24 protein-coding genes and 1 pseudogene are annotated in these 25,748 nt (G+C 70.2%); 15 read left to right on the top strand and 10 right to left on the bottom strand.

Annotated elements, in window-relative coordinates:
* Nucleotides 1–7: 7 nt before the first annotated feature.
* The 3 genes from MKP15_RS09175 to MKP15_RS09165 all read right to left on the bottom strand — a co-directional run bounded on the left by MKP15_RS09175 (nt 8) and on the right by MKP15_RS09165 (nt 1,565).
* Nucleotides 8–475, bottom strand: coding sequence for a hypothetical protein (locus MKP15_RS09175; protein WP_161614466.1), 468 nt, complete (start codon nt 473–475; stop codon nt 8–10).
* Nucleotides 476–563: 88 nt separating this feature from the next.
* Nucleotides 564–1,043, bottom strand: a complete 480-nt coding sequence (locus tag MKP15_RS09170; RefSeq protein ID WP_104939878.1) for a tRNA (cytidine(34)-2'-O)-methyltransferase — start codon at nt 1,041–1,043, stop codon at nt 564–566.
* A 126-nt stretch (nt 1,044–1,169) separates the two neighbouring features.
* A complete protein-coding gene (locus MKP15_RS09165) occupies nt 1,170–1,565 on the bottom strand; it encodes a hypothetical protein (protein WP_104939877.1) in 396 nt (131 codons plus the stop codon).
* A gap of 428 nt (nt 1,566–1,993) precedes the next feature.
* Here MKP15_RS09165 and MKP15_RS09160 point away from each other — a divergent pair, with 428 nt between their 5' ends.
* The 3 genes from MKP15_RS09160 to MKP15_RS09150 all read left to right on the top strand — a co-directional run bounded on the left by MKP15_RS09160 (nt 1,994) and on the right by MKP15_RS09150 (nt 6,500).
* On the top strand, nt 1,994–4,852 hold the full coding sequence (locus tag MKP15_RS09160) for a pitrilysin family protein (protein WP_240212505.1): 2,859 nt from the start codon (nt 1,994–1,996) through the stop codon (nt 4,850–4,852).
* A 102-nt stretch (nt 4,853–4,954) separates the two neighbouring features.
* Complete coding sequence (locus MKP15_RS09155; protein WP_104939875.1) at nt 4,955–5,266, top strand: DUF4156 domain-containing protein; 312 nt, start codon at nt 4,955–4,957, stop codon at nt 5,264–5,266.
* Nucleotides 5,267–5,483: 217 nt separating this feature from the next.
* Nucleotides 5,484–6,500, top strand: coding sequence for a 3-oxoacyl-ACP synthase III (locus MKP15_RS09150; RefSeq protein ID WP_104939874.1), 1,017 nt, complete (start codon nt 5,484–5,486; stop codon nt 6,498–6,500).
* A gap of 304 nt (nt 6,501–6,804) precedes the next feature.
* On the opposite strand, the gene MKP15_RS09145 is transcribed toward MKP15_RS09150, so the two are convergent.
* Together MKP15_RS09145 and MKP15_RS09140 are read right to left on the bottom strand one after the other, a co-directional pair.
* Entirely contained in the window at nt 6,805–7,533 is a 729-nt protein-coding gene (locus tag MKP15_RS09145) for a UPF0149 family protein (protein ID WP_240212504.1), read from the bottom strand.
* Between the two features lie 163 nt (nt 7,534–7,696).
* Nucleotides 7,697–8,284: a uracil-DNA glycosylase family protein gene (locus MKP15_RS09140; protein ID WP_240212503.1), complete on the bottom strand. Its 588-nt coding sequence runs from the start codon at nt 8,282–8,284 to the stop codon at nt 7,697–7,699.
* 118 nt (nt 8,285–8,402) lie between these two features.
* Between MKP15_RS09140 and MKP15_RS09135 the strand changes: the two genes are divergently transcribed.
* Nucleotides 8,403–9,113 carry a hypothetical protein gene (locus MKP15_RS09135; protein ID WP_240212502.1) on the top strand — a complete coding sequence of 237 codons (711 nt, stop codon included), beginning with the start codon at nt 8,403–8,405 and terminating at the stop codon, nt 9,111–9,113.
* Between the two features lie 130 nt (nt 9,114–9,243).
* Nucleotides 9,244–10,134: an alpha/beta fold hydrolase gene (locus MKP15_RS09130; RefSeq protein WP_240212501.1), complete on the top strand. Its 891-nt coding sequence runs from the start codon at nt 9,244–9,246 to the stop codon at nt 10,132–10,134.
* 178 nt (nt 10,135–10,312) lie between these two features.
* Here MKP15_RS09130 and MKP15_RS09125 read toward each other — a convergent pair whose 3' ends face one another.
* Nucleotides 10,313–10,729 (bottom strand): YkgJ family cysteine cluster protein, encoded by a 417-nt coding sequence (locus tag MKP15_RS09125; RefSeq protein WP_104939872.1) that lies wholly within the window; start codon nt 10,727–10,729, stop codon nt 10,313–10,315.
* 102 nt (nt 10,730–10,831) lie between these two features.
* Between MKP15_RS09125 and oleC the strand changes: the two genes are divergently transcribed.
* The 3 genes from oleC (at nt 10,832) to MKP15_RS09110 (ending at nt 13,738) form a co-directional block, all read left to right on the top strand.
* On the top strand, nt 10,832–12,484 hold the full coding sequence (oleC, locus tag MKP15_RS09120) for an olefin beta-lactone synthetase (RefSeq protein ID WP_240212500.1): 1,653 nt from the start codon (nt 10,832–10,834) through the stop codon (nt 12,482–12,484).
* The gene (gene oleD, locus MKP15_RS09115; protein ID WP_240212499.1) at nt 12,481–13,479 is read left to right on the top strand and encodes a 2-alkyl-3-oxoalkanoate reductase; all 999 of its coding nucleotides are present in this window, start codon (nt 12,481–12,483) and stop codon (nt 13,477–13,479) included. Before oleC ends, oleD begins: the two co-directional genes overlap by 4 nt.
* Before the next feature lie 103 nt (nt 13,480–13,582).
* Nucleotides 13,583–13,738, top strand: a complete 156-nt coding sequence (locus tag MKP15_RS09110; protein ID WP_161614482.1) for a DUF1328 domain-containing protein — start codon at nt 13,583–13,585, stop codon at nt 13,736–13,738.
* A gap of 27 nt (nt 13,739–13,765) precedes the next feature.
* On the opposite strand, the gene MKP15_RS09105 is transcribed toward MKP15_RS09110, so the two are convergent.
* The gene (locus tag MKP15_RS09105; protein WP_240212498.1) at nt 13,766–14,977 is read right to left on the bottom strand and encodes an MFS transporter; all 1,212 of its coding nucleotides are present in this window, start codon (nt 14,975–14,977) and stop codon (nt 13,766–13,768) included.
* A 62-nt stretch (nt 14,978–15,039) separates the two neighbouring features.
* On the bottom strand, nt 15,040–16,143 hold the full coding sequence (gene ddlA / locus MKP15_RS09100) for a D-alanine--D-alanine ligase (protein ID WP_240212497.1): 1,104 nt from the start codon (nt 16,141–16,143) through the stop codon (nt 15,040–15,042).
* Nucleotides 16,144–16,350: 207 nt separating this feature from the next.
* On the opposite strand from ddlA, the gene MKP15_RS09095 reads away from it, so the two are divergent.
* The 4 genes and pseudogenes from MKP15_RS09095 to MKP15_RS09080 all read left to right on the top strand — a co-directional run.
* Entirely contained in the window at nt 16,351–16,998 is a 648-nt protein-coding gene (locus tag MKP15_RS09095; protein ID WP_240212496.1) for an SCP2 sterol-binding domain-containing protein, read from the top strand.
* Nucleotides 16,995–18,662 carry a ubiquinone biosynthesis regulatory protein kinase UbiB gene (ubiB, locus tag MKP15_RS09090; protein ID WP_240212495.1) on the top strand — a complete coding sequence of 556 codons (1,668 nt, stop codon included), beginning with the start codon at nt 16,995–16,997 and terminating at the stop codon, nt 18,660–18,662. The genes MKP15_RS09095 and ubiB overlap by 4 nt, the downstream gene beginning before the upstream one ends.
* Entirely contained in the window at nt 18,659–19,333 is a 675-nt protein-coding gene (locus MKP15_RS09085) for a Qnr family pentapeptide repeat protein (protein ID WP_240212494.1), read from the top strand. Before ubiB ends, MKP15_RS09085 begins: the two co-directional genes overlap by 4 nt.
* Before the next feature lie 128 nt (nt 19,334–19,461).
* Nucleotides 19,462–20,166 (top strand): annotated as a pseudogene (locus MKP15_RS09080) (pseudouridine synthase); the annotation flags it as partial.
* A gap of 99 nt (nt 20,167–20,265) precedes the next feature.
* Here the strand turns inward: MKP15_RS09080 and MKP15_RS09075 are convergent.
* Nucleotides 20,266–20,655 carry an MAPEG family protein gene (locus MKP15_RS09075; protein WP_240212492.1) on the bottom strand — a complete coding sequence of 130 codons (390 nt, stop codon included), beginning with the start codon at nt 20,653–20,655 and terminating at the stop codon, nt 20,266–20,268.
* 68 nt (nt 20,656–20,723) lie between these two features.
* Entirely contained in the window at nt 20,724–21,707 is a 984-nt protein-coding gene (locus MKP15_RS09070) for a tetratricopeptide repeat protein (RefSeq protein WP_240212491.1), read from the bottom strand.
* 147 nt (nt 21,708–21,854) lie between these two features.
* Here MKP15_RS09070 and MKP15_RS09065 point away from each other — a divergent pair, with 147 nt between their 5' ends.
* Genes MKP15_RS09065 through MKP15_RS09055 form a run of 3 tightly spaced genes read left to right on the top strand, consistent with a single transcriptional unit; the run spans nt 21,855 to nt 25,737 of the window.
* Entirely contained in the window at nt 21,855–22,916 is a 1,062-nt protein-coding gene (locus MKP15_RS09065; RefSeq protein WP_240212490.1) for a HEAT repeat domain-containing protein, read from the top strand.
* Entirely contained in the window at nt 22,913–24,439 is a 1,527-nt protein-coding gene (locus MKP15_RS09060) for a glycosyltransferase (RefSeq protein WP_202626413.1), read from the top strand. Before MKP15_RS09065 ends, MKP15_RS09060 begins: the two co-directional genes overlap by 4 nt.
* A 17-nt stretch (nt 24,440–24,456) precedes the next feature.
* Nucleotides 24,457–25,737 (top strand): YaiO family outer membrane beta-barrel protein, encoded by a 1,281-nt coding sequence (locus tag MKP15_RS09055; RefSeq protein ID WP_240212489.1) that lies wholly within the window; start codon nt 24,457–24,459, stop codon nt 25,735–25,737.
* The last annotated feature ends 11 nt before the right edge of the window (nt 25,738–25,748 follow it).

The raw sequence follows: 25,748 nt of genomic DNA, 5'->3' as shown, positions 1-25,748 counted from the left end.
CCGGGGGTCAGGGAATTATTTCCGGCCGGCTGATGCCGGTCTTGCGCATGACGTCCATGCTGCGCTCGCGCGCGGCGGCGCGTTCGGCGACCGTCATGCAGATGGTCTGCGGGCGATTGCTGCCGGTTGGCACTTCCCGGCGGCACACCAGGCGGCTGTCCGCCCTGGCCTTGGCAAGCAGGGTGTTGACCAGTTCCTGGTCGTTGACCACGTCCGCCTGCGCGGCCGGATGCAGGCCGGACAGGACGCCGTCGCTGCCCAGCTTTTCCTGGATGCGCGACAGCGCATTGACCACCTGCGCATGGTCGGCCGGTTTCAGTTCGCTGTAGATCTTGTGCCCGGCCAGCTCGGCCTGGATGCGCTCGATCTGCGCGGCCGTGGGCCGGGTGGTGTCGATGACCGGGTTCGCCGAGGCGCGGAGCGGGCCCAGGGCCACCAGGCCGATCAGCCCGATGGCAATTGCGATGCGCTGCATTGATCCTTCCATTGATTGGCGCATGGGTATGCGGGGCCGGCGAGCATACCGGAGCGGCGCCGCCTTTCGCCGTTGCCGGGCGCTGCGGTTACTGGCCGCCGGCGAAGCCGTGCTGGCGCCAGGCCTCGAACACCACCACGGCGACCGAGTTGGACAGGTTGAGGCTGCGGTTGTCCGGCTGCATCGGCAGGCGCAGGCGATGGCCGGCGGGCAGGGCGTCGAGCAGTGCCTGTGGCAGGCCGCGCGTTTCCGGGCCGAACAGGAAGGCGTCGCCGTCGGCAAAGCGCACCGTGTCGTAGCGCACGCTGGCGCGGGTACTCATGGCGAACAGGCGGCTGGGCGCGATCCGCGCCAGCGCGGTATCCAGGTCCGGATGGACCTGCAGGCGCGCGTATTCGTGGTAATCCAGGCCGGCCCGCTTGAGCTGCCTGTCGCTGAGGTCGAAGCCGAGCGGTTCGATCAGGTGGAGCCGCGCGCCGGTGTTGGCGCAGAGCCGGATCACGTTGCCGGTATTGGGCGGGATCTCGGGCTGGTACAGCAGTACATGGAAAACGGGGGCGACGGTCATCGGCGCAGTTTACGCCGTGGCAATCCGGCTAGGACCTGTCCGCGCCGCTGCAGCCTGCCGCGGGCGAAGCGGTGCTGCGTGCCTGGTACCGCCGTGGCACGGACAGGTCCGGATCGCGATGACGACTCACTTGGCGACCATCCCGTTGGCGACCTGGCCCAGGGTATCGCTGGCCAGCTCGGTAGCCAGCGCCTTGACCTGCTGGGCGTCCGGGCGGACGGTGATGGCCGGCAGCGAGACCATCCACTGGCCGATGCTGGCGCCGATCGCCACCGGGGTGTGTGCGGCCAGCTGGGCGGCGGCCTGCTCGGCGGCCAGTTCGACGATCTGGCCGGCGGTCGGGCGCACCTGCACCGAGGACAGGGTCGGGATGGCGCTGGAACGTTCGTGCTCGGCCTGGGCCAGCTGGTCGGCGGACGGACGCACCTGCACGGTTTCCAGGGTGACGATGTTGGATGCATGCGCGGAGGTGGCGAAGCCGGCGGCAAGCGCGAAGGCGATGGCGATGGATTTGGTGTTCATGGCGGGCCTGTTTGGTGTGTGTGAGCGGTGGTGTGGTAGTAAGGTAGTACACCAAATCTCGGGACGCAAGTGATTTTTTGCTTTCCGTTGATTTGTTCAGCGTACAGTCATGTTTTGTTTGATCCGGCTGCGCTGCAGGTAACCATGAAGCAGGATGCGTGCCACATTTATCCTGTTGATTATTATGTGTTTTATCTCGATGCACGGTGTCCGCTGTCCGGACGGCGGCGTCGGTGACCGGCGTCCGCGGACATCCGCGCGGCCGTGAATGCCGCAGCGGTCATGACCCACGCAGGCCGCGCGGAGGGGAGACGCGGCGCGACAGGACCGCCCCCGTGCCGATCCCCCCCCATGACCCATGGCGTATGCGGCCGGCCGGCCCGGGCGGTTAGGATCGGCGTTCATATTCATTGCTCAAGGAAAGTGGGATGAACGCAGCAACACCCCGGACCGCGCTTCTCGCCACCGCGCTCGGCCTTGCCCTGGGCGGATTCGCCGGCCTGCCCCTGCCGGCCGCCGCCAAGGCACCCGCCCCGGCCACGGCCGTGGACATCCCGTTCGAGGAGTTCACCCTGCCCAACGGCCTGCGCGTGGTGGTGCACACCGACCGCAAGGCGCCGATCGTGGCGGTCAACATCTGGTACCACGTCGGCGCCAAGGACGAGCCGTCCGGCCGCACCGGTTTCGCCCACCTGTTCGAGCACCTGATGTTCCAGGGCAGCGAGAACCACCACGGCGAGTTCTTCGAGCCCTTCAAGCAGGTCGGCGCCACCGACCAGAACGGCACCACCAACACCGACCGCACCAATTACTTCCAGAACGTGCCCACCACCGCCCTGGACATGGCGCTGTGGATGGAGTCCGACCGCATGGGCCACCTGCTCGGCGCGATCGACCAGGCCGCGCTCGACGAGCAGCGCGGCGTGGTGCAGAACGAGAAGCGCCAGGGCGAGAACCAGCCCTATGGCCAGGTGTGGGACAAGCTGACCCGAGCGCTGTACCCGGCCGGCCATCCGTACCACCACGGCGTGATCGGTTCGATGAACGACCTCAACGCCGCCTCGCTGGAAAACGTCAAGACCTGGTTCCGCACCTGGTACGGCCCGAACAACGCGGTGCTGGTGCTGGCCGGCGACATCGACGTGGCCACCGCCAAGGAAAAGGTCGCCCGTTACTTCGGCGACATCCCGGCCGGCCCGACCATGGCCCAGCCGAAGGTGGACGTGGCCAAGCGCGCCGCCTCCACCCGCGAGGTGATGACCGACAAGGTGCCGCAGGCACGCATCTACCGCGCCTGGAACGTGGCCCAGGTCGGCACCACCGACATCGACCAGCTGCAGCTGTTCGCGCAGGTGCTCGGTGGCGCCAAGTCCTCGCGCCTGGACCAGCGGCTGCTGCACCAGGACAAGCTGGTGGACAACATCGGCACCATGGTCGGCCCGTCGCAGCTGGGCTCGAACTTCATCATCATGGCCACGGTCAAGCAGGGCGTGGACCCGGCCAAGGTCGAAGCGGTCATCGACGAGGAACTGAAGCGGCTGGTGGCCGACGGCCCCAGCGCCGAGGAGCTGGCGCGCGCCAAGACCGCGTTCCGTGCCGGCTTCATCCGCGGCATCGAGCGCATCGGCGGCTTCGGCGGCAAGGCCGATGCGCTGGCCGAGTGCGCCGTGTACGAGGGCGACCCGGGTTGCTTCCGCGCCTCGCTGTCCAACATCCAGAACGCCAGCGTCGCCGACCTCAAGGCGGTCGGCGCCAAGTGGCTGGGGGTGGGAGACCACACCCTGGTGGTCGAGCCGGGCGAGCGCGTGGCGCTGGCCGAGCTGCCCTCGGGCAAGCCCGCGCCGTTCAACGTGCCGGCGGTCGACCCCAAGTACCGCGTGCTGCCCTCGCAGGTGGACCGCAGCGCCGGCGTGCCGCAGACCGCGACCTTCCCGGAGCTGAAGTTCCCGCAGCTGCAGCGCGCCACGCTGAAGAACGGCACGCGGGTGGTGCTGGCCGAACGCCATGACATCCCGGTGGTGCAGTTCAGCTACGAGTTCCCGGGCGGATTCACCGCCGACCAGGGCCGCAAGCCGGGCACCGCCAACTTCACCATGGGCATGCTCGACGAAGGCGCCGGCAAGCTCGGCTCGCTGGCCTTCGCCGATGCCGCCGACGCGCTGGGTGCGCGCATCGGCGCCGGCGCCTCGCTCGACGGCGCCAATGTCTACCTGTCGGCGCTGAAGGAGAACCTGGCGCCGTCGCTGGCGCTGTATGCCGACGCGCTGCGCGCGCCGCGCTTCGACCAGAGCGAGATCGACCGCATCAAGGCCACCTGGATCGCCGGCATCAAGCAGGAGAAGGTCAACCCGAACGCGGTGGCGATGCGGGTGTTGCCGCCGTTGCTGTACGGCAAGGGCCACCCGTACGCCATCCCGTTCACCGGCAGCGGCGACGAAGCGGCGATCCAGGCGCTGGGCCGCGAAGACCTGCTGTCCTTCCACAAGGACTGGGTGCGCCCGGAGAACGCCACCCTGGTCGTGGTCGGCGACACCACGCTGAAGGAGATCGTGCCGCTGCTGGACCGCCAGCTCGGCGACTGGAAGGGCGAGGGCCCGGCGCCCAAGGTGGCCGCACCGGCTGCGGTCGCGCGCCCGGACAAGGCCCGCGTGTACCTGATCGACCAGCCCGGCGCGGTGCAGGCCAACCTGTTCGCCGGCCAGGTGGTGCCCTCCACCATGGACGCCGGCGCGACCCGCTTCGACATCGCCAACGGCGTGCTGGGCGGCGACTTCACCTCGCGCCTGAACATGAACCTTCGCGAGGACAAGCACTGGTCCTACGGTGCCCGTTCCAGCGCCAGCGGCGCGCTGGGGCAGCGGCCGTGGATGGCGGTGGCGCCGGTGCAGATCGACAAGACCGGCGACGCGATGAAGGAAATGCAGGCCGAGATCAGCCAGTTCGCCAGCGGCCAGCGGCCGCCGACGACGGACGAAGTCGCCCGCATCCGCAACATCCAGACGCTGAGCCTGCCGGGCGCCTACGAGACCGCCTCGGCGGTGATGAACACCATCGGCGGCATCGTGCGCTACCAGCGCCCGGACGACTACGTGTTCAAGCGCAAGGCCGAGATCGAGGCGATGACCCCGGCGCAGGTGGCCGAAGCGGCGCGGACGCTGGACCCGGCGCGGCTGACCTGGGTGGTGGTGGGCGACCTCAAGCAGACCGAGGCACCGGTGCGTGCGTTGGGCCTGGGCGAGGTGACCGTGATCGACAGCGACGGCAACCCGGTGCCGGCCGCCAAGTGATGCAGCACCATCGCGGCCCGCTCCCCCGGGAGCGGGCCGCGGATCATCACCGATTCATCCATACCCGGCACAATCCGTTCCGATTCCAACAAGGACCTGTCCATGCGCGCTCTGCTCCTTACCGCCCTGATTGCCAGCACCGCCGCCTGCACCTGGGTGCCGATCGAAAGCGGTGGCAAGGCGGTGCGCGTGCTGCCGGCCGGTCCGGTGGCGCCGGGCTGCGTGGCCAAGGGCGAAATCGTGGTCTCGGTCAAGAGCAAGGTCGGCTTCTACAACCGCAACCCGCTGCGCGTGCAGGAAGAGCTGGAAACCCTGGCGCGCAACGAGGCGCCCAGTGCCGGTGCCAACGCGATCCAGGCCCTGGCCGCGCCGGCCGACGGCAGCCAGCGCTACGCCGCCTGGCAGTGCCGCTGACGCGACGCGCGCGGGCCCGCGCCAGCGTCGCCCGCCCGCATTGGGCTGAGCCGCCACCGGCGCACGCGGCGTCCGGAAGCACGCCCGCTGCCGGGCATCCGGCCGATCGGGTGGCGGTCCGCTCCCCATACGCAGCGGCCGCAAACCGTTAAAGATGCGTCAAACCCGGGCAGCCGCTAGAATGGCGCCCCCTTCGCCTGAGTCCTGGCGCCTTCCGATGCCCTTCCAGAATGTCTCCATCGCGGGACTGGCGCATGTCGACGCGCCGCATACCCTGACCTCCAAGGAAATCAACGAGCGTCTGCAGCCGACGCTGGACCGTCTGGGCATCCGTGCGGACATGCTGGGCGATGTCGCCGGCATCCATGCGCGCCGCCTGTGGGACCCGGGTACGCAGGCGTCCGATGCGGCCACCCTGGCCGGGCGCAAGGCGCTGGAAGACGCCGGCGTGTCGCCGGACCGCATCGGCCTGCTGGTCAACACCTCGGTCAGCCGCGACTACCTGGAGCCGTCCACCGCGTCGATCGTCTCGGGCAACCTGGGCATCGGCGAGGACTGCGTCACCTTCGACATCGCCAACGCCTGCCTGGCCTTCATCAACGGCATGGACGTGGCCGCGCGCATGATCGAGCGCGGCGACATCGACTATGCGCTGATCGTCGACGGCGAAAGCTCCAACCTGGTCTATGAAAAGACCCTGGAGCGGATGAGCGCGCCCGACGTCACCGCGCAGCAGCTGCGCGACGAGTTCGCCGCGCTGACCACCGGCTCCGGTGCCGCCGCCATGGTGCTGGCCCGCGCCGAGCTGGTGCCCGACGCGCCGCGCTACAAGGGCGGCGTGACCCGCGCGGCCAACCAGTGGAACAAGCTGTGCGTGGGCAACCTGGACCGCATGGTCACCGATACCCGGCTGCTGCTGATCGAAGGCATCAAGCTGGCCACCAAGACCTTCGAGGCCACCCGCCAGGCGCTGGGCTGGGCGGTGGACGAGATCGACCAGTTCGTCATCCACCAGGTCAGCCAGCCGCATACCAACGCCTTCATCAAGGCGTTCGGCATCGACCCGAAGAAGGTGATGACCATCTTCGGCGAGCACGGCAACGTCGGCCCGGCGTCGGTGCCGATCGTGCTGAGCAAGCTGCGCCAGCTGGGCAAGCTCAAGAAGGGCGACCGCGTGGCGCTGATGGGCATCGGCTCGGGCCTGAACTGCACCATGGCCGAGGTGGTCTGGTAAGCCAGCGGCTGCGTTGCCGCAATGGCCCGCCCGGCCGTACCGGTGTGAGCCCGTGAAACGCCCGCAAGCCGCACTTGCGGGCGTTTTGCGTGACAGCACCCGCCGCGCAGGTCGGCGCCAACCAGGCGCCTGGCGGAGGCGGGGCCCGGCCCGCACTACCGGAGCGGGAGCGCGTGGCGCGATCCCCGGACCTGTGCCGGGCCGGAGAGGCCGGCAGTGCATCCCCGGCCCGGTGTCGCGCGTCCGGGCTGGCCGTGGCTACGTCGCCCGGCAGCGACCGGCTGGGCAGGCTTGCCGGGCGCGCTCAGTTCAACCCGCAGCACTTCTTGTATTTCTTTCCGCTGCCGCAGGGGCAGTCGTCGTTGCGGCCGGGTCCGGCGTCGCGGCGGATCGGCACGCGCGGGGTCAGGGTATCCACGCGGTGGTGGTTGAGGTCGGCCAGCATCGCCGGCAGTTCCATGCAGATATCCAGGCGTTCGCGATAGCTAACCCTGGCCGGCGGGGCGTCGGGGTTCTCCGGATCGATCCGTTCGCCGCTGGCCAAATGGTCGAGCAGGTCGAAGATCTCCTCGATCCATGCGTGTTCGTCCAGCCACGCGTCCCATTGCGCTTCATGCAGCATGACCGCGGTGAAAAAGCCCATCGCCCAGTCCCGGCCGACATCCAGCTCGGATTCGTCCAGGGCTTCCTCGGCCTGCTCCGGATCCTCCGGCAACCACATCAGCGGCGCGAGGTGGTCGGGCAGGTCGTCGCCCTCGAACCGCGCGCGCGCGGCGCACATGTTCCAGTGGCCCATCAGCAGGTTCTGCACCTGCAGGGCTTCGTCCTCGTCGTTCCAGCGCGGTGCCTGGCCGCCCCAGACCTGCGGCTGCCATTGACCCGGCGGTGCAGCCACCGGCGCAACCACCAGGGCCGACAGGAAGCCGTCCAGCGCTTCGAGGTTGAGGCCCTTGAAGGGCACCGCGCGCTGTTCGAGCAGGCTGGACAGCCGTTCGATCTGGTGGTCGTCGAGGAAACTGGGAGGCGTGGACATGGCGGCCGCTCGGTGGGGTGGGCGTGCATGGTAGTCGCTGCGGGCCTGGATCCCGCATCCGCGCGGATCGCAGCGGATCGGACCGGCAGGCGCGACGTTCCGCTTTAGCGGTATCCGGCGCTGGCCGGCATGGGAATCGCGGTGCTCGGCCGGCTCGGCCGGCTCAGCCGGCCAGCGCGTCGGCCACCCGCGCGCGCAGTACCGGCAGCAGGTCGCTTTCGAACCACGGGTTGCGCACCAGCCACAGCCGGTTGCGCGGGCTGGGGTGGGGCAGCGGCAGCACGCCGCGCTGCAGGTGCTGGCGCCAGGCCTGCACGGTCCCGGTGAGCGTGCAGCCACGTCGGTCGCCGAGCAGGCCGGCCTGTGCGTACTGGCCGATCGCCAGCGTGAGGCGCAGTTGCTCCAGCCGTGGCAGCAACTGCGGATGCCACGTGGGGGCGCATTCGGGGCGCGGCGGCAGGTCGCCGTTGCTGCCGGTGCCGGGGAAGCAGAAGCCCATCGGCACGATGGCGACCCTGGCGGCGTCGTAGAACGTCGGCCGGTCGATCCCCAGCCAGCCGCGCAGGCGCTCGCCGCTGGGATCGTTGAAGGGAATGCCGGTCTCGTGCACCTTGCGCCCCGGCGCCTGGCTGACGATCAGCAGGCGCGCGCCCGGCGAGGCCTGCAGCACCGGCCGGCAGCCCAGCGGCAACTGCGCCTGGCAGAGCCGGCAGGCGCGGATGCGTGCCATCAGCGCATCGAAGTCGTGCATGCCCTTCTTCCTCTCCCATCGCTGGAGGCGTGCGCGGGTGGTACGCCTGTGCCTGGATTATGCTCGGAGCGCGAAGCGCGCTTGCCGGCTTCGCGCTATCGAGCCATCAGGGGGCGTCATGGAAAACAGGGACAACGACAAGGGGGCTGCGGTGGAGAAGAGCGATCCGCCGGCACGGCAGGGGATGGTCCGGCGCGCGCTGGGCTGGTACTGGGGGCAGCGCGACAGCGCGAGCAAGGGCGAACCGGTCAAGCGCACGCTGGTGGCGCTGGCCCTGCTCGCGGTGGGCGTGGCGGGCAGCGAGGCCTATGGCCATGTGCGCGACAAGTTCCGCGATCCGGACGCCTATCTGGTGCGCATGAAGGAAGACCAGGACGCCGCGTTCAAAAAACTGCAGGACAGCCTGGGCGCGCTCGGTAGTTCGGTGGACGGCGGCGGACGCGCGGCGCTGGCCGAGGTGAAGGGGGCGGTCGGGGAGATGAAGGCCATGAACGCGGGCCTGTTCGCCCAGCTGTCGCTGGCCAGGCAGGAGAACGAGCGGCTGTCGCAGGTGGCCGGCCGGCAGTCGGGGGTCCAGGGCGGTTACGACATCATCCTGTCCGAGAACACGGGGATGGCGCTGGACGCGTCGTCGGTGCTGGGCGTGCAGATGATCCGCTCCTCCAGCGCCCAGGTCAGCATCAGCGCGGGTGGGCAGGACGACCAGACCAAGTGGCTGAAAAGCGGGGATTCCATCGCCTACCAGAGCGCGGCCGGGCAGAACTGCCGGGTGATCCTGCTGTCGATCGGGTCCGCCTCGTCGGCGTCGTTCAAGACGAGCTGCGGCTGAGCGGTGCGTCCGAACTGGTCAATCCGGCGGTTTGGCACGACAATCTGCCGCGCCCGCAACGGGCCATCCGTCCATCGTCCGCCGCCGGCAGCGTCCGCGGCGGACGTATCCGATCCAGACAGGTCCGCGCTTGAACTTTCCCGGTTACCCCGCCACCACCCACCGTTTCGACGTCCGCCCCGGCCTGTCGATGAACTACATCGACGCAGGCCCGCGCGACGGCGAGGTGGTCGTGATGCTGCACGGCAATCCGTCGTGGAGCTACCTGTGGCGGCACCTGGTCAACGGCCTGAGCGACACCTACCGCTGCATCGTCCCCGACCACATCGGCATGGGCCTGTCCGACAAACCGGACGACAGCCGCTACGACTACACCCTGCAGTCGCGGGTGGACGACCTCACCGCGCTGCTCGACCACCTCGGCATCCGCGGACCGGTGACGCTGGCGGTGCATGACTGGGGCGGCATGATCGGCTTCGGTTGGGCGCTGTCGCACCACGCCCAGGTCAGGCGGCTGGTCATCACCAATACCGCCGCCTTCCCGCTGCCGGCGGAAAAGCCGATGCCGTGGCAGATCGCCATGGGCCGGCACTGGAAACCGGGCGAGTGGTTCATCCGCACCTTCAATGCGTTCTCGGCCGGCGCCTCGTGGCTGGGCGTGTCGCGGCGCATGCCGGCCGACGTACGCCGCGCCTACGTGGCGCCCTATGACAGCTGGGCCAACCGCATCGCCACCATCCGTTTCATGCAGGACATCCCGCTGTCCCCCGCCGACAAGGCCTGGCCGCTGCTGGAGCGCGCCGCCGCGGCGCTGCCGTCCTTCGCCGACCGCCCGGCGTTCATCGCCTGGGGCCTGCGCGACATCTGCTTCGACCACCACTTCCTTGCCGGCTTCCGCAAGGCGTTGCCGCAGGCCGAAGTGATGGCCTTCGAGGACGCCAACCACTACGTGCTCGAAGACAAGCACGTCGTCATCGTGCCGGCGGTGCGGGCCTTCCTGGAGCGCAACCCGCTCGACTGAGCCTCGGCGTGCCCCTGCCCTGCTCCTGCAACGCGACGGCCTGGCGCCATCTGCGACCAACGAAGCGCCCCCTTGGGTCAAGGGCGCGCGCCGACAGGCGCGGGGGATCTGGAAAAGGGTGAGCCGGGGCCCGCGGTCTGCAATGCAAACCGTGGGGTGGCGTAGCGCGAATCCGCGCTCAAGCCGCGCGCGGCGAGGACGGGCTGTTGCCGCTGTCGTCCGGATGGTCGTCGTTGTCGGCGTCGTCGCGCCAGCGCCAGTCGGCCAGGGTCAGCGGCGCCATGCCATGGGCGATGCGCGCGCGGTCGCACTGCGAACTGGCCTTGCCGTATTCCCACGAGGCATCGACCTCGCGGCACACGCTGGGGCGGTTGGGGTGGATGCTGCAGCGCGAATACACGCCGATCTCCGAATCCAGCGCCACGCAGCGGATCGGGTCCGAATAGGTGCCGCGCATGCACAGCCGGTGCGCATCCAGGCGTTCGGTCAGCTGGTGCGGCACGCCGCCTTCGGTGACCTCGTCCGATTCCATCCAGTGGAAGGCGACGCGGTACTGGGTGCAGCAGGCGCCGCAGGTGAGGCAGGGATGGAGCATGGCGGCCGGCCTTCGGGCGGCGGTGCGGGCGGGAGGAGGTGGAAAATTTTCCACGCGGCCGGGCCACGCGCAAGAATTTTCTTCAGCGGCGACAATAGGAAGATGAACGAACCGTGCAACATCGCCGCGCGCCTGCCGCAACTGGCGCGCGAACGGCCCGACCAGATCGCCATCCGCTGCCCCGGCCGGCCCGGCGCCGGCGGCATGGCCGCCTACGACGTGGCCCTGGACTACCGCACCCTGGATGCCCGCAGCGACGCCATCGCCGCCGGCCTGGCCGCCCATGGCATCGGCCGTGGCGTGCGCACGGTGGTGATGGTGCGCCCGGGACCGGCGTTCTTCCTGCTGATGTTCGCCCTGTTCAAGATCGGCGCGGTGCCGGTGCTGGTCGACCCCGGCATCGACCGCCGCGCGCTGCGCCAGTGCCTGGACGAGGCGCAGCCGCAGGCCTTCGTCGGCATCGGCCTGGCGCACGTGGCGCGGCTGCTGCTGGGCTGGGCGAAATCGGCCACCCGGCTGGTCACTGTCGGCCCCCGCTGGGGCTGGGGTGGCACCACCCTGGCGAAGATCGAGGCGGCCGGCGCCGGTGCCGGCAGCCAGTTGGCCGACACCGCGCCCGACGACGTCGCCGCGATCCTGTTCACCAGCGGCTCCACCGGCGTGCCCAAAGGCGTGGTCTACCGCCACCGTCACTTCCTCGGCCAGGTCGAGCTGCTGCGCAATGCGTTCGGCATCGAGGCCGGCGGCGTGGACCTGCCGACCTTCCCGCCGTTCGCGTTGTTCGACCCGGCGCTGGGGCTGACCAGCGTGATTCCGGACATGGACCCGACCCGGCCGGGCAGCGCCGACCCGCGCCGGCTGCACGACGCCATCGCCCGCTTCGGCGTGACCCAGCTGTTCGGCTCGCCGGCGCTGATGCGGGTGCTGGCCGAGCACGGCCAGCCGCTGCCGACGGTGACCCGGGTGACCTCGGCCGGCGCGCCGGTACCGCCGCAGATCGTGGCGAAGATGCGCGGACTGCTGCCGGCGCACGCGCAGTTCTGGACGCCCTACGGCGCCACCGAATGCCTGCCGGTGGCGGTCATCGAAGGCCGCGAGCTGGAGGACACCCGCGAGGCGACCGAAGCCGGCGCCGGCACCTGCGTCGGCCGCGTGGTGGCGCCGAACGTGGTGCGCATCATCGCCATCGACGACGCGCCGATCCCCGACTGGAGCGGCGTACGCGAACTGCCGGCCGGGCAGGTGGGCGAGATCACCGTCGCCGGCCCCACCACCACCGACAGCTATTACAACCGCCCGCAGGCCACCGCCGCGGCCAAGATCCGCGAGGCGCTGGGCGATGGCGGCGAACGCATCGTGCACCGCATGGGCGATGTCGGCTGGTTCGACGACCAAGGCCGGCTGTGGTTCTGCGGGCGCAAGACCCAGCGCGTGGAAACCGCCACCGGGCCGCTGTACACCGAACAGGCCGAGCCGGTGTTCAACACCGTACCCGGCGTGCGCCGCACCGCGCTGGTCGGCGTCGGCGAGTTCGGCAGACAGTTGCCGGTGCTGTGTTACGAACTGCTGCCCGGCGCCGATGCGGCCACGGTCGAGCCACAGCTGCGCACACTGGCCGCACGCCACCCGCACCTGGCTGGCATCGGCCATTTCCTGCGCCATGCCGGGTTCCCGGTCGATATCCGCCACAACGCCAAGATCGGCCGCGAGAAACTCGCCGCCTGGGCCGCCACGCAACTGAAGGAACACGCATGAAGATCCTGGTCACCGGTGGCGGCGGTTTCCTCGGGCAGGCGCTGTGCCGCGGGCTGGTCGAGCGCGGACACGAAGTGCTCAGCTTCAACCGCGGCCATTACCCGGCGCTGGCCACGCTGGGGGTGGGCCAGATCCGCGGCGACCTGGCCGATGCCAGCGCCGTGCGCCATGCCGCCGCGGGCGTGGATGCGGTGTTCCACAACGCCGCCAAGGCCGGTGCGTGGGGCAGCTACGACAGTTACTTCCAGGCCAACGTGGTGGGTACCCGCAACGTGCTCGATGCCTGCCGCGCGCACGGCATCGGCCGGCTGGTGTACACCTCCACGCCGAGCGTGACCCACCGCGCCACCCATCCGGTGGAGGGGCTGGGCGCGGACCAGGTGCCCTACGGCGAGGATTTCCAGGCACCGTATGCGGCCACCAAGGCCATCGCCGAACAGGAAGTGCTGGCCGCCAACGGCCCGGAGCTGGCGACCGTGGCGCTGCGCCCGCGGTTGATCTGGGGCCCGGGCGACAACCAGCTGGTGCCGCGCCTGGCCGAGCGCGCCCGCGCCGGACGCCTGCGCTTCGTCGGCGACGGCCTGAACAAGGTCGATACCACCTACATCGACAACGCCGCGCAGGCGCACTTCGACGCCTTCGACCACCTGGTGGCGGGCGCGGCCTGCGCCGGCAAGGCCTACTTCATCTCCAACGGCGAGCCGTTGCCGATGCGCGAGCTGCTCAACAAGCTACTCGCGGCGATGGGCGCGCCGCCGGTGGAGAAGTCGATTTCGTTCAAGGCGGCCTACCGCATCGGCGCAGTGTGCGAAACGCTGTGGCCGCTGCTGCGCCTGCGCGGAGAGCCGCCGATGACGCGCTTCCTCGCCGAGCAGCTGTGCACGCCGCACTGGTATTCGATGGAACCGGCGCGCCGCGATTTCGGTTACGTGCCGCGGGTATCGATCGAGGAGGGCCTGCGCCGGCTGCGCGACAGCGTACGGGCGGCCGGCTGAGGCACGCTGGCGCCCATCATCTGGCGATCACGTCCCCGTCACCGTGCCGCCACCGCGCTTTGCCGAGGATGGAGCCCGGGTTCTCACACAAAGGGAGATGCTGATGCTCCACTACGCCGTCGTGTTCTTCGTCATCGCCATCATCGCCGCGCTGCTGGGTTTTTCCGGCATTGCCGGCGCCGCCAGCAACATCGCCTGGATCCTGTTCGTGGTGTTCCTGGTCCTGGCGGTGATCTCGCTGTTCCGCAAGAAGGGATGACCCCGCAGGCGCAGGGATGGCCCCCGCTCAGGGCGTGGGGCCAGTTTCCTGCGGCAGCCTGCGCTGGAGGACGGGCAGCCCGGCCAGGCACAGGGCCGCGAACACGCCCCCGGCCCAGAAGGTCGCCGACGGCCCCCAGGCATCCCACAGCGCGCCGGCGATGAGGCTGGCCGCGAGCAGGGCGACGCCGCTGACCAGGTTGAACATGCCGTAGGCGGTCCCGCGCAGGTCGGCCGGCGCGGTGTTGGCGACCATCACCGACAACAGCCCCTGGGTCATGCCCATGTGGATGCCCCACAGCGCGACGCCGGCGATCACCATGCCCCAGTGCCGCGCCGTCGCCAGCAGCACGTCGGACACGATGAGCACGGCCAGGCCCCCGCCCAGCAGGTGGACATGGCTCAGCCGGTCGGAAAGCCTGCCGAACGGGTAGGCGCTGGCGGCATAGACCAGGTTCATCGCCACCATCACCAGCGGCACCAGCGCCACCGCGATGCCCACCTGTTGGGCGCGCAGCACCAGGAACGCTTCGCTGAAACGGGCCAGGGTGAAGACCGCGCCCAGTGCCACCACCCACCAGTACGTCCCGTGCAACCGGCGCAGATTGTCGCGGCGGATCGGATTGCCGCGCCGCACGCCGTCCTGGCGCGGCGGTTCGCGCACGCCCAGCGCCAGCACCGCCACCGCGAGCAGCCCGGGAATCACCGCCACCCAGAACACCGCGCGGAAATCGTTGGCCCACAGCAGCATCAGTCCCACCGCCAGCAACGGCCCGACGAACGCACCGACGGTGTCGAGCGACTGCCGCAGCCCGAACGCGGCGCCGCGGATCGCGGCCGGGGTGATGTCGGCGATCAGCGCGTCGCGCGGTGCGCCGCGAATGCCCTTGCCGACCCGGTCGGTGAGGCGCGCGGCCACGATGAGCCCGGCGCCGGGGGCGAGGGCGAACAGCGGTTTGCTGAAAGCGCCCAGCGCATAGCCCAGCAGCGCCAGCGCCTTGCGCCTGCCCAGCCAGTCGCTGAGCACGCCGGAGAACACCTTGACGATCAGCGCGGTGGCCTCGGCCAGCCCTTCAATCAGGCCGACCGCCAGCGCCGTGAGGCCGAGCGTGCCGACCATGAACATCGGCAGCAGGCTGTGGATCATCTCCGAGGAGATGTCGGTCAGCAGGCTGACCAGGCCCAGCGCCCAGACCATGGCCGGGATGCGCGGCAATGGGCGTGGGGGCTGGGCGGCCATGCGCGCAACGGCTCCCGGTCAGGCCCGCGGCGCGCGATGGCCGGCGGCGCGGGCGGCCATCATCAGGCGCCGGTGATCGAGCTGCGCAGCGCCTTGTCGTCGGCGTGGCGCTCCAGCGCCAGCTCCACCAGGCGGGTGATCAGCGCGGTGTAGTCCAGCCCGCTTGCGCCCCACAGCTTGGGATACATGCTGATGCGGGTGAAGCCGGGCAGGGTGTTGATCTCGTTGATGACCACCTCGCCGGCCGGGGTCAGGAACACGTCCACCCGGGCCATGCCGGCGCAGTCCAGCGCCTGGTAGGCACGGATGGCGATGGCGCGGATGCGCTCCTGCGCCTCGGCCGGGATGTCGGCCGGGATCACCGTCTCGGCGCCGTTGGCGCTGATGTACTTGGTGTCGTAGGCGTAGAAGTCGTCGTGCACCACCACCTCGCCGCAGACGCTGGCCTCGGGGTGGTCGTTGCCGAGCACCGCGCACTCGATCTCGCGGCCGACGATGGCCGATTCCACCAGTACCTTGTGGTCGAAGGACAGCGCCAGCGCCATCGCGCGGGCGAACTCGCCGGCATCGCGCACCTTGCTCACGCCCACCGACGAACCCTGGTTGGCCGGTTTGACGAACAGCGGCGTGCCCAGCCGCGCGACCAGCGTGTCGTAGTCGGCGCTGGCCGCGGTGGCGCGGCTGAAGCACACGAACGGCGCCACCGGCAGGCCGGCATCGCGCAGCAGGCGCTTGGCCACGTCCTTGTCCATCGCCACCGCCGAGCCGAGCACGCCGGAGCCGACGAAGGGCAGGTTGGCCATGCGCAGCAGGCCCTGCAGCGAGCCATCCTCGCCCAGCGTGCCGTGCACGATCGGGAACACCACGTCGATCTGCGCCAGCGCCGTGGCCGGGTCGCTGGGCACCAGCTGCGCCTGCTCGCGGCCGGGCAGCACCGCCAGCGCGTTGCCGGAGCGGTTCAGCGCGATCTTCGCCGGGTCGCCGGGGTTGAGCAGGAACTGCTGCGGGTCGCTCAGGTGCCAGTGGCCCTGCTTGTCGATGCCGATCAGGCTGACGTCGAAGCGCTCCTTGTCCAGCGCGTCGAGGATGTTCTTCGCCGACTGCAGCGAGACCTCGTGTTCGGCCGAACGACCGCCGAAGATGATGCCGACCCGGGTCTTGCCCATTGCCTGTTGCTCCTGCCGATTGCACTGATGCGGGTGTGCATAGCATGGGGGAATGGCCGGGAATGGGGAACAGGCAAAGGCGCGGACGGGCTCGCCGGTGCCCGGTGCGTTCACCTGCCCGCCCCGGTGCGCGGCACCCCCCGCCCGCCGCGCCCGGGCAGTCCGCGTTCGCCATTCCCGCGTTCCCGCTTCGGTAGAATGCCGCGCATGCCTGCATCCCCCTTCAAGTTCATCAAGCCGCTGGCCGGCCGCGCGCTGGAAACGGCGCTCAACCGTGCGCTGGCGCTGGACCCCGATACCCGCGCCGCGCTGGCGCCTTTGGACGGCCGGCGCATCGCCCTGACCCTGGAGTCGCCCGCGCTGGCGCTGCAGATCGGGGTGGCCGGGCAGCGCCTGACGGTCGGCCCGGTGGACGCCGCGCAGGAGCCGGACCTGGCCGTGCGCAGCACCCTGGGCGGGGTGTTGGCGCAGCTGCCGCTGCTGGCCAACGCGCGGCGCAGCGCCGGCGCGGCACCGGCCGGGCGGGTGAAGGTATCCGGCGACGCCGAACTGGCGCGGCGCCTGCAGCAGCTGGCCACGCGTTTCGATCCGGACTGGCAGCAGCCGTTCGTGGCGGTGTTCGGCGAGGTGCTGGGGGTGCAGGTGGCGCAGACCCTGCGCGCGGCGCTGGTGCAGGCCCGTCGCAGCGCCACCGACCTGGCCCGGACCGCGGCCGAATACGTGACCGAGGAATCGCGCGACGTGTTGCCGCGGGCCGAACTGGATGCCTTCCACGATGACGTCGATGCGATCCGCGACGACGTCGAACGCCTGGCCGCGCGCGTGGCCAGGCTGCGCAGCGGGGGCCGGGCATGAAGGCGACCCGCGCGATGTTCCGCGCCAGCCGCATCGGCCGGGTGATGCTGCGCTACCGGCTCGACGACCTGTTCGACGGTACCCCGGCCGAACGCTGGCTGCGCATCGCCAGGCCATTCGTGCCGCGCGCGCGCGGCGACATCGCCTCGCTGCCGCGCGGCGCGCGCCTGCGCCTGGCGCTGCAGGAGCTGGGGCCGATCTTCGTCAAGTTCGGGCAGATCCTGTCCACCCGCCGCGACCTGGTGCCGCCGGACGTGGCGGTCGAACTCACCCTGCTGCAGGACCGGGTGCAGCCGTTCGACGGCGAGCGCGCGCGGCAGATCGTCGAGCAGGCGCTGGGCCGGCCGGTCGCCGAGGCGTTCGCCAGCTTCGACACCGTGCCGCTGGCGTCGGCCTCGATCGCGCAGGTGCACGCGGCCACCCTGGCCGGCGGCCGCCAGGTGGTGGTCAAGGTGCTGCGCCCGGACATCGAACGGCAGATCGACGCCGACATCGCGCTGCTGCGTTCGCTGGCCGCGCTGGTCGAGCGCACCCACCCGCGTGCGGACAAGATCCGCCCGCGCGAGGTGGTGGCGGAAATCGAGACCACCCTGGCCGCGGAGCTGGACCTGCAGCGCGAGGGCGCCAACGCCAGCGTGCTGCGCCGCTTCTGGCAGGACTCGGACGACCTGTACGTGCCCGAGGTGATCTGGAGCCACACCGCCGAGCGCGCGCTGACCCTGGAGCGGGTCTGGGGCATTCCCTCGGACGACATCGCCGCGCTGGACGTGGCCGGCATCGACCGCAGCGCACTGGCCGCCAAGGGCGTGCGCGTGTTCTACACGCAGGTGTTCCGCGACAACTTCTTCCATGCCGACGCGCACGCCGGCAACATCTGGGTCGACACCGATCCGGCGCGGCGCGACAACCCGCGCTTCATCGCGCTGGATTTCGGCATCATGGGCCAGCTCTCGGAAGAGGACCAGTACTACCTGGCCGAGAACTTCATGGCCATCTTCAACCGCGACTACCGGCGCATCGCCGAACTGCACGTGCAGGCACGCTGGATGCCGGCCACGGTGCGCATCGACGACCTGGAGGCGGCGGTGCGCGCGGTGTGCGAGCCGTACTTCACCCGCCCGCTGTCGCAGATCTCGCTGGCCGAAGTGCTGCTCAAGCTGTTCCGCACCGCGCAGCGCTACCAGCTGACCCTGCAGCCGCAGCTGATCCTGCTGCAGAAGACCCTGCTCAACATCGAGGGCGTGGGCCGCCAGCTCGACCCGCAGATCGACATCTGGGCGGTGGCCCGGCCGGTGCTCGAGCGCATCCTGCGCGAGCGCTACAGCCCGCGCCGCGCGCTGCGGGAACTGCGCCGCCGGTTGCCGGAGATCATGACCCGCACCCCGGACATGCCGGTGCTGGTGCATGCCTGGCTGCGCCAGCAGGTCGAGGGCCAGCATGCCTTGTCGATGCGCTCGCGCGACATCGTCAACCTCGACCACACCCTGCAGCGCATGCAGCGGCGCGTGGTCACCGCGGTGGCCGGTGCCGGCCTGCTGGTGGTGGCGGCGCTGCTGCACGGCCTGCATGCCGGCGGCCCGCAGTGGGCCACGGTGCCGCTGTGGTCGTGGATCAGCGGCGGCGTGGGTGCGCTGGCGCTGGCCTCGGCATGGCTGCGGCGATGAGCGCCGGCGCCGCCACGGCAGCCACGGTCGTCAGCAACGCGCGCATCGACCGGGACCGCTTCACCGGTGCCACGGTTGCCAGCACGCATTTCCGCAACTGCGATTTCTCCGGTGCCGACCTGACTGGCACGACGTTCGTGAACTGCGTTTTCTACGATGCGGACACCCAGGCCGGTTGCCGCTTCAACGGCGCCCAGCTCAAGGAGGCCCGTTTCCGCCAGTGCGACCTGAGCCTGTGCGGTTTCGCCTTCGCCAAGGCGCTCGGGCTGGAGATCGTGGAATGCCGGGCGCAGGGCGCGGATTTCTCCAGGGCCAGCTTCATGAACCAGATCACCGCGCGCAGCTGGTTCTGCAGCGCGGTGATCCGCCAGTCCAATCTTGCCTATGCCGATTTCTCCGGGGTGACGCTGGAGAAGTGCGCGCTGCCGGACAACCGCTGGACCGGCGCCAACGTCGCCGGTGCGAGCTTCAGCGGCTCGGACCTGTCCGGCGGGGATTTCTCGGCGCTGGACTGGCGCTCGGCCGACTTCACCCACTGCGACCTGACCGCCTCGGAACTGGGCGACCTGGACCTGCGCGTGGTCGACCTGGAAGGTGCGCGGCTGGACACCCTGCAGGTCGCGCAGCTGATGCTGCGCATGGGCATCACCGTCGCGCCGATGAAGTCCTGACGCCCGGCGTCTTCCCCGCTCCGCTGCAACGGGGCTTCCACGAACCGGGCGCGCAGGGCGTGCCCGAGCAGGTATGCCGAACCATGGATCACGACACCACGCCATCGCTGCCTGACCGGACGTTGCCGGTGCTGTACGCCGACGACTGGCTGGCGGTGGTCGACAAGCCGGCCGGGCTGATGGTCCACGACAGCAAGCTGGCGCGCGGCGAGGACGACTTCCTCGCCGACCGCCTGCGCGAACAGCTGGGCCGGCCGATCTTCCTGATCCACCGCCTGGACCGTGCCACCAGCGGCTGCCTGCTGCTGGCCTTCGACCGCGACACCGCCAGTGCGCTGGGCAAGACGCTGATGGGCGGCGACGTCGGCAAGCACTACCTGGCCGTGTGCCGCGGCTGGCCGGCGGAGGACGTCTTCAGCGTCGACCACGACCTCGACGGCGGCCCCGGCAAGCCGCTGAAGAAGCCGGCCGTCACCCACTTCCAGAAGCTGCTGACCGGCGAGTTGCCGGTGCCCTCCAACGGCTTCCCGACCTCGCGCTACGCGCTGCTGCGCTGCCAGCCGCAGACCGGGCGCTTCCGCCAGATCCGCCGCCACTTGAAACACGTGTTCCACCACCTGATCGGCGACACCAGCCACGGCGACGGCCGCCACAACCGCACGTTCCGCATGCACGGCGTGCACCGCATGCTGCTGCACGCGCAGCGGCTGTCGTTCCCGCACCCGCAGGACGGGCGCCGTATCGAGGTGAGCGCGCCGCTGGACGCGGAGTTCCGCAAGGCGTTCGCGCTGCTGGGCTGGGACCAGGACGCGCTGGACCCGCGGCGCGACTGATCCGGCAGCCGCCGCGTATGCGCCCAACCGCGAGCCGGCAAAGCGGCCTTCCGCGGCGGCGCTGGATGCCTCTGCCGGTGGCCGGCAAGCGCCGCTGGATCAGCGGCCGGCGGCCAGCGCGGCCAGCACGATCAGCGCCACGCTGCAGGCGAAGCCGCCCAGCCACGCCAGGCTGCGCGGCAACGGCTTGTCGCCGACATAGAGCACGCCATGCAGGACGCGGAACACCACGAAGGCGATGGCCAGCGGATTGACCGTCGCCGGGTCCACGCCGGCCAGCTGCGCCAGGATCACGCCGGCGGCGAACGGGGCGAAGTTCTCGAACGCGTTCAGGTGCGCGCCGTTGGCGCGCTGCACGAGGTAGTTGTCGCTTCTGGCGACCCAGGCGCGTGGATTGCGGTTGTTGTAGCCGGGCCGCATCTTGGCCACCGCCACCCAGACGTAAGGCAGGATCGCGGCGATCAACACACACCAGTAAGCGGTCGACATGGGCTGCTCCTTCCGGGAAAGGTGCAGCCTAGCCGATGCCGCCGCCCGTTGTCGGCTCCCCGCCCGGCCTAGCGGGAAGCGTCCGCCGGCTGCTTCAGCCGCTCCAGCAGCGCATTGACCTCGGCGTTGTCCGGGGCCTGGGCGTGCAGCCGCTCGAGCAGGGCGCGCGCCTGCTCCGTCCGGTCCTGCCGGTAGAGCACCTGGGCCATGCCCTGCATCGCGTCGTTGTCGTCGGGCGAGAGCCTGAGCGCCTGCTCGAACGCGGTGGACGCGCCCTGCAGGTCGTCCAGGCGCAGCAGCGCGAAGCCCAGGCCACCCCAGGCGTCGGCCTTGGGATCGGGCATCAGCGTGGCCCGCCGGAACGCATCGCGCGCCAGCACGTTCTCGCCGCGGCGCAGCTGGACCCAGCCGGTGAGCACGTACGCGGCATAGTCCATCGGCTGCACGGTGGCCAGCTCGCGCAGGGCGCCCGCATAGTCGTCCTGCTCGTACAGGCCCTGGGCGCGTTCGTTGGCCAGCTGTCGTTCGCTGCGCCCGTGTTCGAGCGAGCCGTCGAACTCGCTGGTGGCGGCCTGGCCGGCGTGCTGCTCCAGGTAATCGCGCACGCTGGCGGCGCGGTGCAGTCCCAGATAGCAGTGGATGTAGACCGTGCCCGGGCTGGCGATGGCGGCATCGGCCGCGGCGCGCGAATTGCGTTCGTAGTCGGCGCCGAAGCGCTGCCCGAGGATGCTGCCCATCGGGAAATTGAGCACCCGCATGCCCAGGCGCGCGGCACGTTCCTTCTCATCGTCGAGCAACGCCGCCTCGTAGGGCAGTTGCGGGTTGAGCAGGCTGATGATGGTGGTGATGCCCTCGGCCTTGAGCCGGTGCATGTCCGCATCCACCGGGTAGGGACCGAACACGAAGCGCGCACCGGTCACCGATTGCTGGGCGCGCCACGGCTGCACCACGAAGCTGGCCGGGTGCAGCAGGACCCAGACGCCGGCGGCACCGCCGAGCAGCGCCAGGCATGCGCCGAGGATCAGCAGCTTGTTTCTTAACGATTTCTTCATCTTCCCACTCCCGATGCAGTTGCACGTTGGTGAGCATGTGTGATTATTGTGACTCAAGTCACAAAAACTTTGCGTCTTTTTGCCGGTATTAGCCTAGAGATATTCCAACGCGGACATGGATGCCGCTTCTGTGACAGGGAGAAGAACATGGACAGTCTTTTGCACGGTTCGCCGGTAGTGGTGATTGCATTCTGGGTTGCGGTGCTGACCATCACGATGTCCTGTCTGCTGCTGGCCGGGGTCGTGCTGCTCAGGATGCGCGCATTGCGGCGGGAAAGGCGCGATTTCCGCGAGCGCGAGCACTGGATGCAGGTACTGAAACAGGAGCTGGCCGGCGCCTCCCCGCCGTTGCGTCGGCTTGACGCGCGCCAGGCGCACGGGTTCATCGAGGCGTGGAACACGATCCATGAATCGCTGCCCGAGGCCGATTCGCGCCGGCTGGCGGCGCTGGGCGAGCGGGTCGGACTGGTCGAGGCCGCGCGCCGGCAACTCGATGGACGCTACCACGACCGCGCGATGGCGATCATCGCCCTCGGCCACCTGCGCGACCCGCGGCTGTTCGACGAGCTGTCCGGCTTCCTCGAGAACCCCAGCCCGATCGTGTCGCTGTGCGCCGCGCGCGCGCTGGCGCAGATCGACCCGCCGCGGGCGATGGCGCTGTTCGTGCCGATGATCGCCTCGCGCGAGGACTGGTTCCCGGGCAGCGTGGCGCGGATCCTCACCGACAACCACGACGGCAGCGCGGCGCGCGAGCTGTCCAGCGTGCTGCTGCGCGCCAACACCGACACGGCCGCGACCCTGGTGCGCCTGCTGGCGCGCATCGCCCCCGCGCAGGCGGCCGGGGTGGTGCGGCAGCTGCTCGACGCGCAGGTGGACGACCACGTCATCTCGGTGTGCCTGCAGCTGCTCAATGACCCGCAGGACCGCGAGCGGGCCAAGCGCTTCCTCGATTCGCCGCGCTGGCACGTACGCATGCACGCGGCCGCGGCGCTCGGACGCATGGGCGAGCCGGGCGACCGCGGCCTGCTGGAACCGCTGCTGGCGGACAGTGTCTGGTGGGTGCGCTACCGCACCGCGCAGGCGTTGCTGGCGCTGCCCGGCGCGGGCCAGCAGGCGCTGCTGCAGATCAAGGAGCGGCTGGCCGACGCCTATGGCCGCGACATCATCGACCACGTGCTGTCCGAGCACCGCCTGGGGATCAAGGCATGAACACCTACTGGCAGATGGTCCTCGATCATTTCTACCAGGTGCCGTGGGTGCACCTGATGGTCTCGCTGCAATGGTTCTTCATGGCCTACTTCGTGGCCATCAACCTGGCGTACCTGGTGCTGAACTACATCTCGGCGTACCAGATCGTGCGCTACATGCGCGAGCACCGCGCCAACTACCTGCCGGAGGCGCTGCGCGAGTACCAGCCGCCGGTGAGCGTGCTGCTGCCGGCGCACAACGAGGAAAAATCGGTGGTGTCCTCGGTGCGCTCGCTGCTCAAGACCTGCTACCCGGACTACGAGATCGTGGTGATCAACGACGGCTCCACCGACGGTACCCGCGAGGCGCTGATCCAGGCGTTCGGCCTGGTGATGGTGCCCGAGGCCTACCGCGCGCGGCTGAAGACCGAGGCGGTGAAGGGCGTCTACGCGTCGCCGACCCATCCGCGCGTGCGCATGGTGGACAAGGCCAACGGCGGCAAGGCCGATGCGATCAACGCCGGCATCAACTGCGCGCGCTATCCGCTGTTCTGCGTGATGGATGCCGACAGCATCCTGCAGCCGGAGAGCCTGTCGCGGGTGGTGCGGCCGTTCCTCGAGGACCGCCGGGTGGTGGCCAGCGGTGGCGTGGTGCGCGTGCTCAACGGCTGCACCGTCAGCGACGGGCAGCTGTCGCGGATCGGCCTGCCCGACCGCTGGCTGCCCAGCTTCCAGCTGGTCGAGTATCTGCGCGCGTTCCTGTTCGGGCGCGTGGGCTGGTCGCCGATGAACGCGCTGCTGATCATCTCCGGCGCGTTCGGGGTGTTCTACAAGGAGCGCGTGGTCGCGGTCGGCGGCTACCGCGCCGACACCGTGGGCGAGGACATGGACCTGGTGGTGCGCATGCACCGCAGCCTGCGCAGGGAAGGCCGCGACTACCGCATCGTGTTCGTGCCCGACCCGGTGTGCTGGACCGAGGTGCCGGCCGACCTGAAGTCGCTGCGCAGCCAGCGCATGCGCTGGCAGTACGGCCTGGCCGAAAGCCTGTGGTCGAACCTGTCGCTGATGTTCAACCGCCGCGGCGGCGTCGTCGGCTGGATCGCCTTCCCGTTCATGCTGCTGTTCGAGTTCTTCGGGCCGGCGATCGAGGTCATCGGCTACGTGGCGATGATCTCGCTGGCCATCCTCGGCCTGGTGCCGCTGGATGTGTTCCTGGTGTTCCTGGTCGCGGCGGTGGGCATGGGCGTGCTGCTGTCGGTCAACGCCATGCTGCTGGAGGAGCTGTCCTTCGGCCTGTATGCGCGCCCGCGCCAGCAACTGCGGCTGTTCGTGGTGGCGGTGCTGGAGAACTTCGGCTACCGCCAGATCAACTCGCTGTGGCGCCTGGCCGGCACCGTCAACTGGCTGCTGCGGCCGCGCAAGCGCCATGGCTGGGGCCGCATCCAGCGCGACGGCTCCTGGCAGCAGCTGCCGGAAGACGACCTGCCGCCGGCCGCGGTGCCGGCAGCCCCCCTCCGCCCGGACCGTGGCGGACCCACCCCGTGACCAACAGGAATATTCCCGTGGCCGAGTCATCGCGTTTCCAATCCACCCACCGGTCGCTGGCAAAGGGCCTGGCATTGGCGTTGGCCGTCATGGCCGGCCCGGCGCTGGCGCAGGACGGCGCGCCGGACAGCCTCACCGCGCAGATGGCGCAGATCCGCGGCCTGGCCACCGGCGGGCAGCGCGCCGAGGCGATCGAGCGCTACACCGCGCTGCTGGCCGAACACCCCGGCAACGGCGACCTGCTGCTGGCGCGCGGCCGCACCTATGCCTGGGACGGCCAGTACGCGGCCGCCGAGGCGGACCTGGGCACCGTGGTACGCACCAGCCCCGGCTACGCCGACGCGTGGTCGGCACTGGGCGACCTGTACCGCTGGAGCGACCGCCCGCAGCAGGCCGTGGACGCCTACGCGCGCTGGGTGGAACTGGCGCCGCAGGACCCGCAGGCGCGGATCGCGCGTGGCCGTGCGCTGCGCGACGCCGGCCAGCCCGCGGCCGCGCGCGCCGACTTCGATGCCGCGCTGGCGATGGGTGCGGACCCGGCCGAGGTCGATTCGCTGCGGCAGAGCCTGCTGCCGCGCACGGCCAACCCCGACGCGATGATCGCCGGCGGCTACAGGTGGGGTGCCAATGCCGGTTGGGACCACACCGGCTTCAGTGGCGGGCGGCAGAGCTGGAACGACGCCAACCTGACGCTGCGCCGCTACTTCGAGCGTGGTTCGCTGGGCCTGGAACTGCTGCGCGCCGACCATTTCGGCCGCAACGACACCGCCTGGGCGCTGGATGGCTACGTGCCGTTGTGGACCCGCGCCTATGCCAACCTGCGCTACCAGCAGGGGCCGTCGGCCGGCGTGCTGCCGAAGCAGGCCTGGCGCGCCGAGGTGTTCCAGGGCGTGGGCAGTGGCTGGGAGCTGTCGGCCAGCGTCGACCACCTGCGTTTCTCCGGCAACACCGAGTTCTACGGCATCGGCGTGGGCCGCTACGTCGGCAACTGGTATGGCCGCTACAAGCTGCAGCACGTGCCGGGCGTGGGCTCGGGCAGCTGGAGCCACCGGCTGCTGCTGCGCAACTACTACCGCGGCGATGCGGACGACTACTGGGAGGTGAACGCCGGCACCGGCCGCAGCACCGACATGGACCGTTTCGGCACCGTGGTGCGCAACAGCAATGCCGCGGTCGGTGTTGCGTGGATGCACTATTTCGCGCCGCACTGGGGCCTCAAGCTCGGCGCCGGCTATGCCGACGACGACGGTGGCTTTGCCGAGAAGCGGCTGTCGCTGTCGGTCTATTCGCGCTGGTGACGGGAGTGCAT

It is taken from the genome of Stenotrophomonas sp. Y6 (assembly GCF_022436665.1).
GTDB lineage: Bacteria > Pseudomonadota > Gammaproteobacteria > Xanthomonadales > Xanthomonadaceae > Stenotrophomonas > Stenotrophomonas acidaminiphila_A.
Note: the sequence above shows the minus strand (reverse complement) of the source record. Positions and strands in the feature narration are given on the sequence as shown.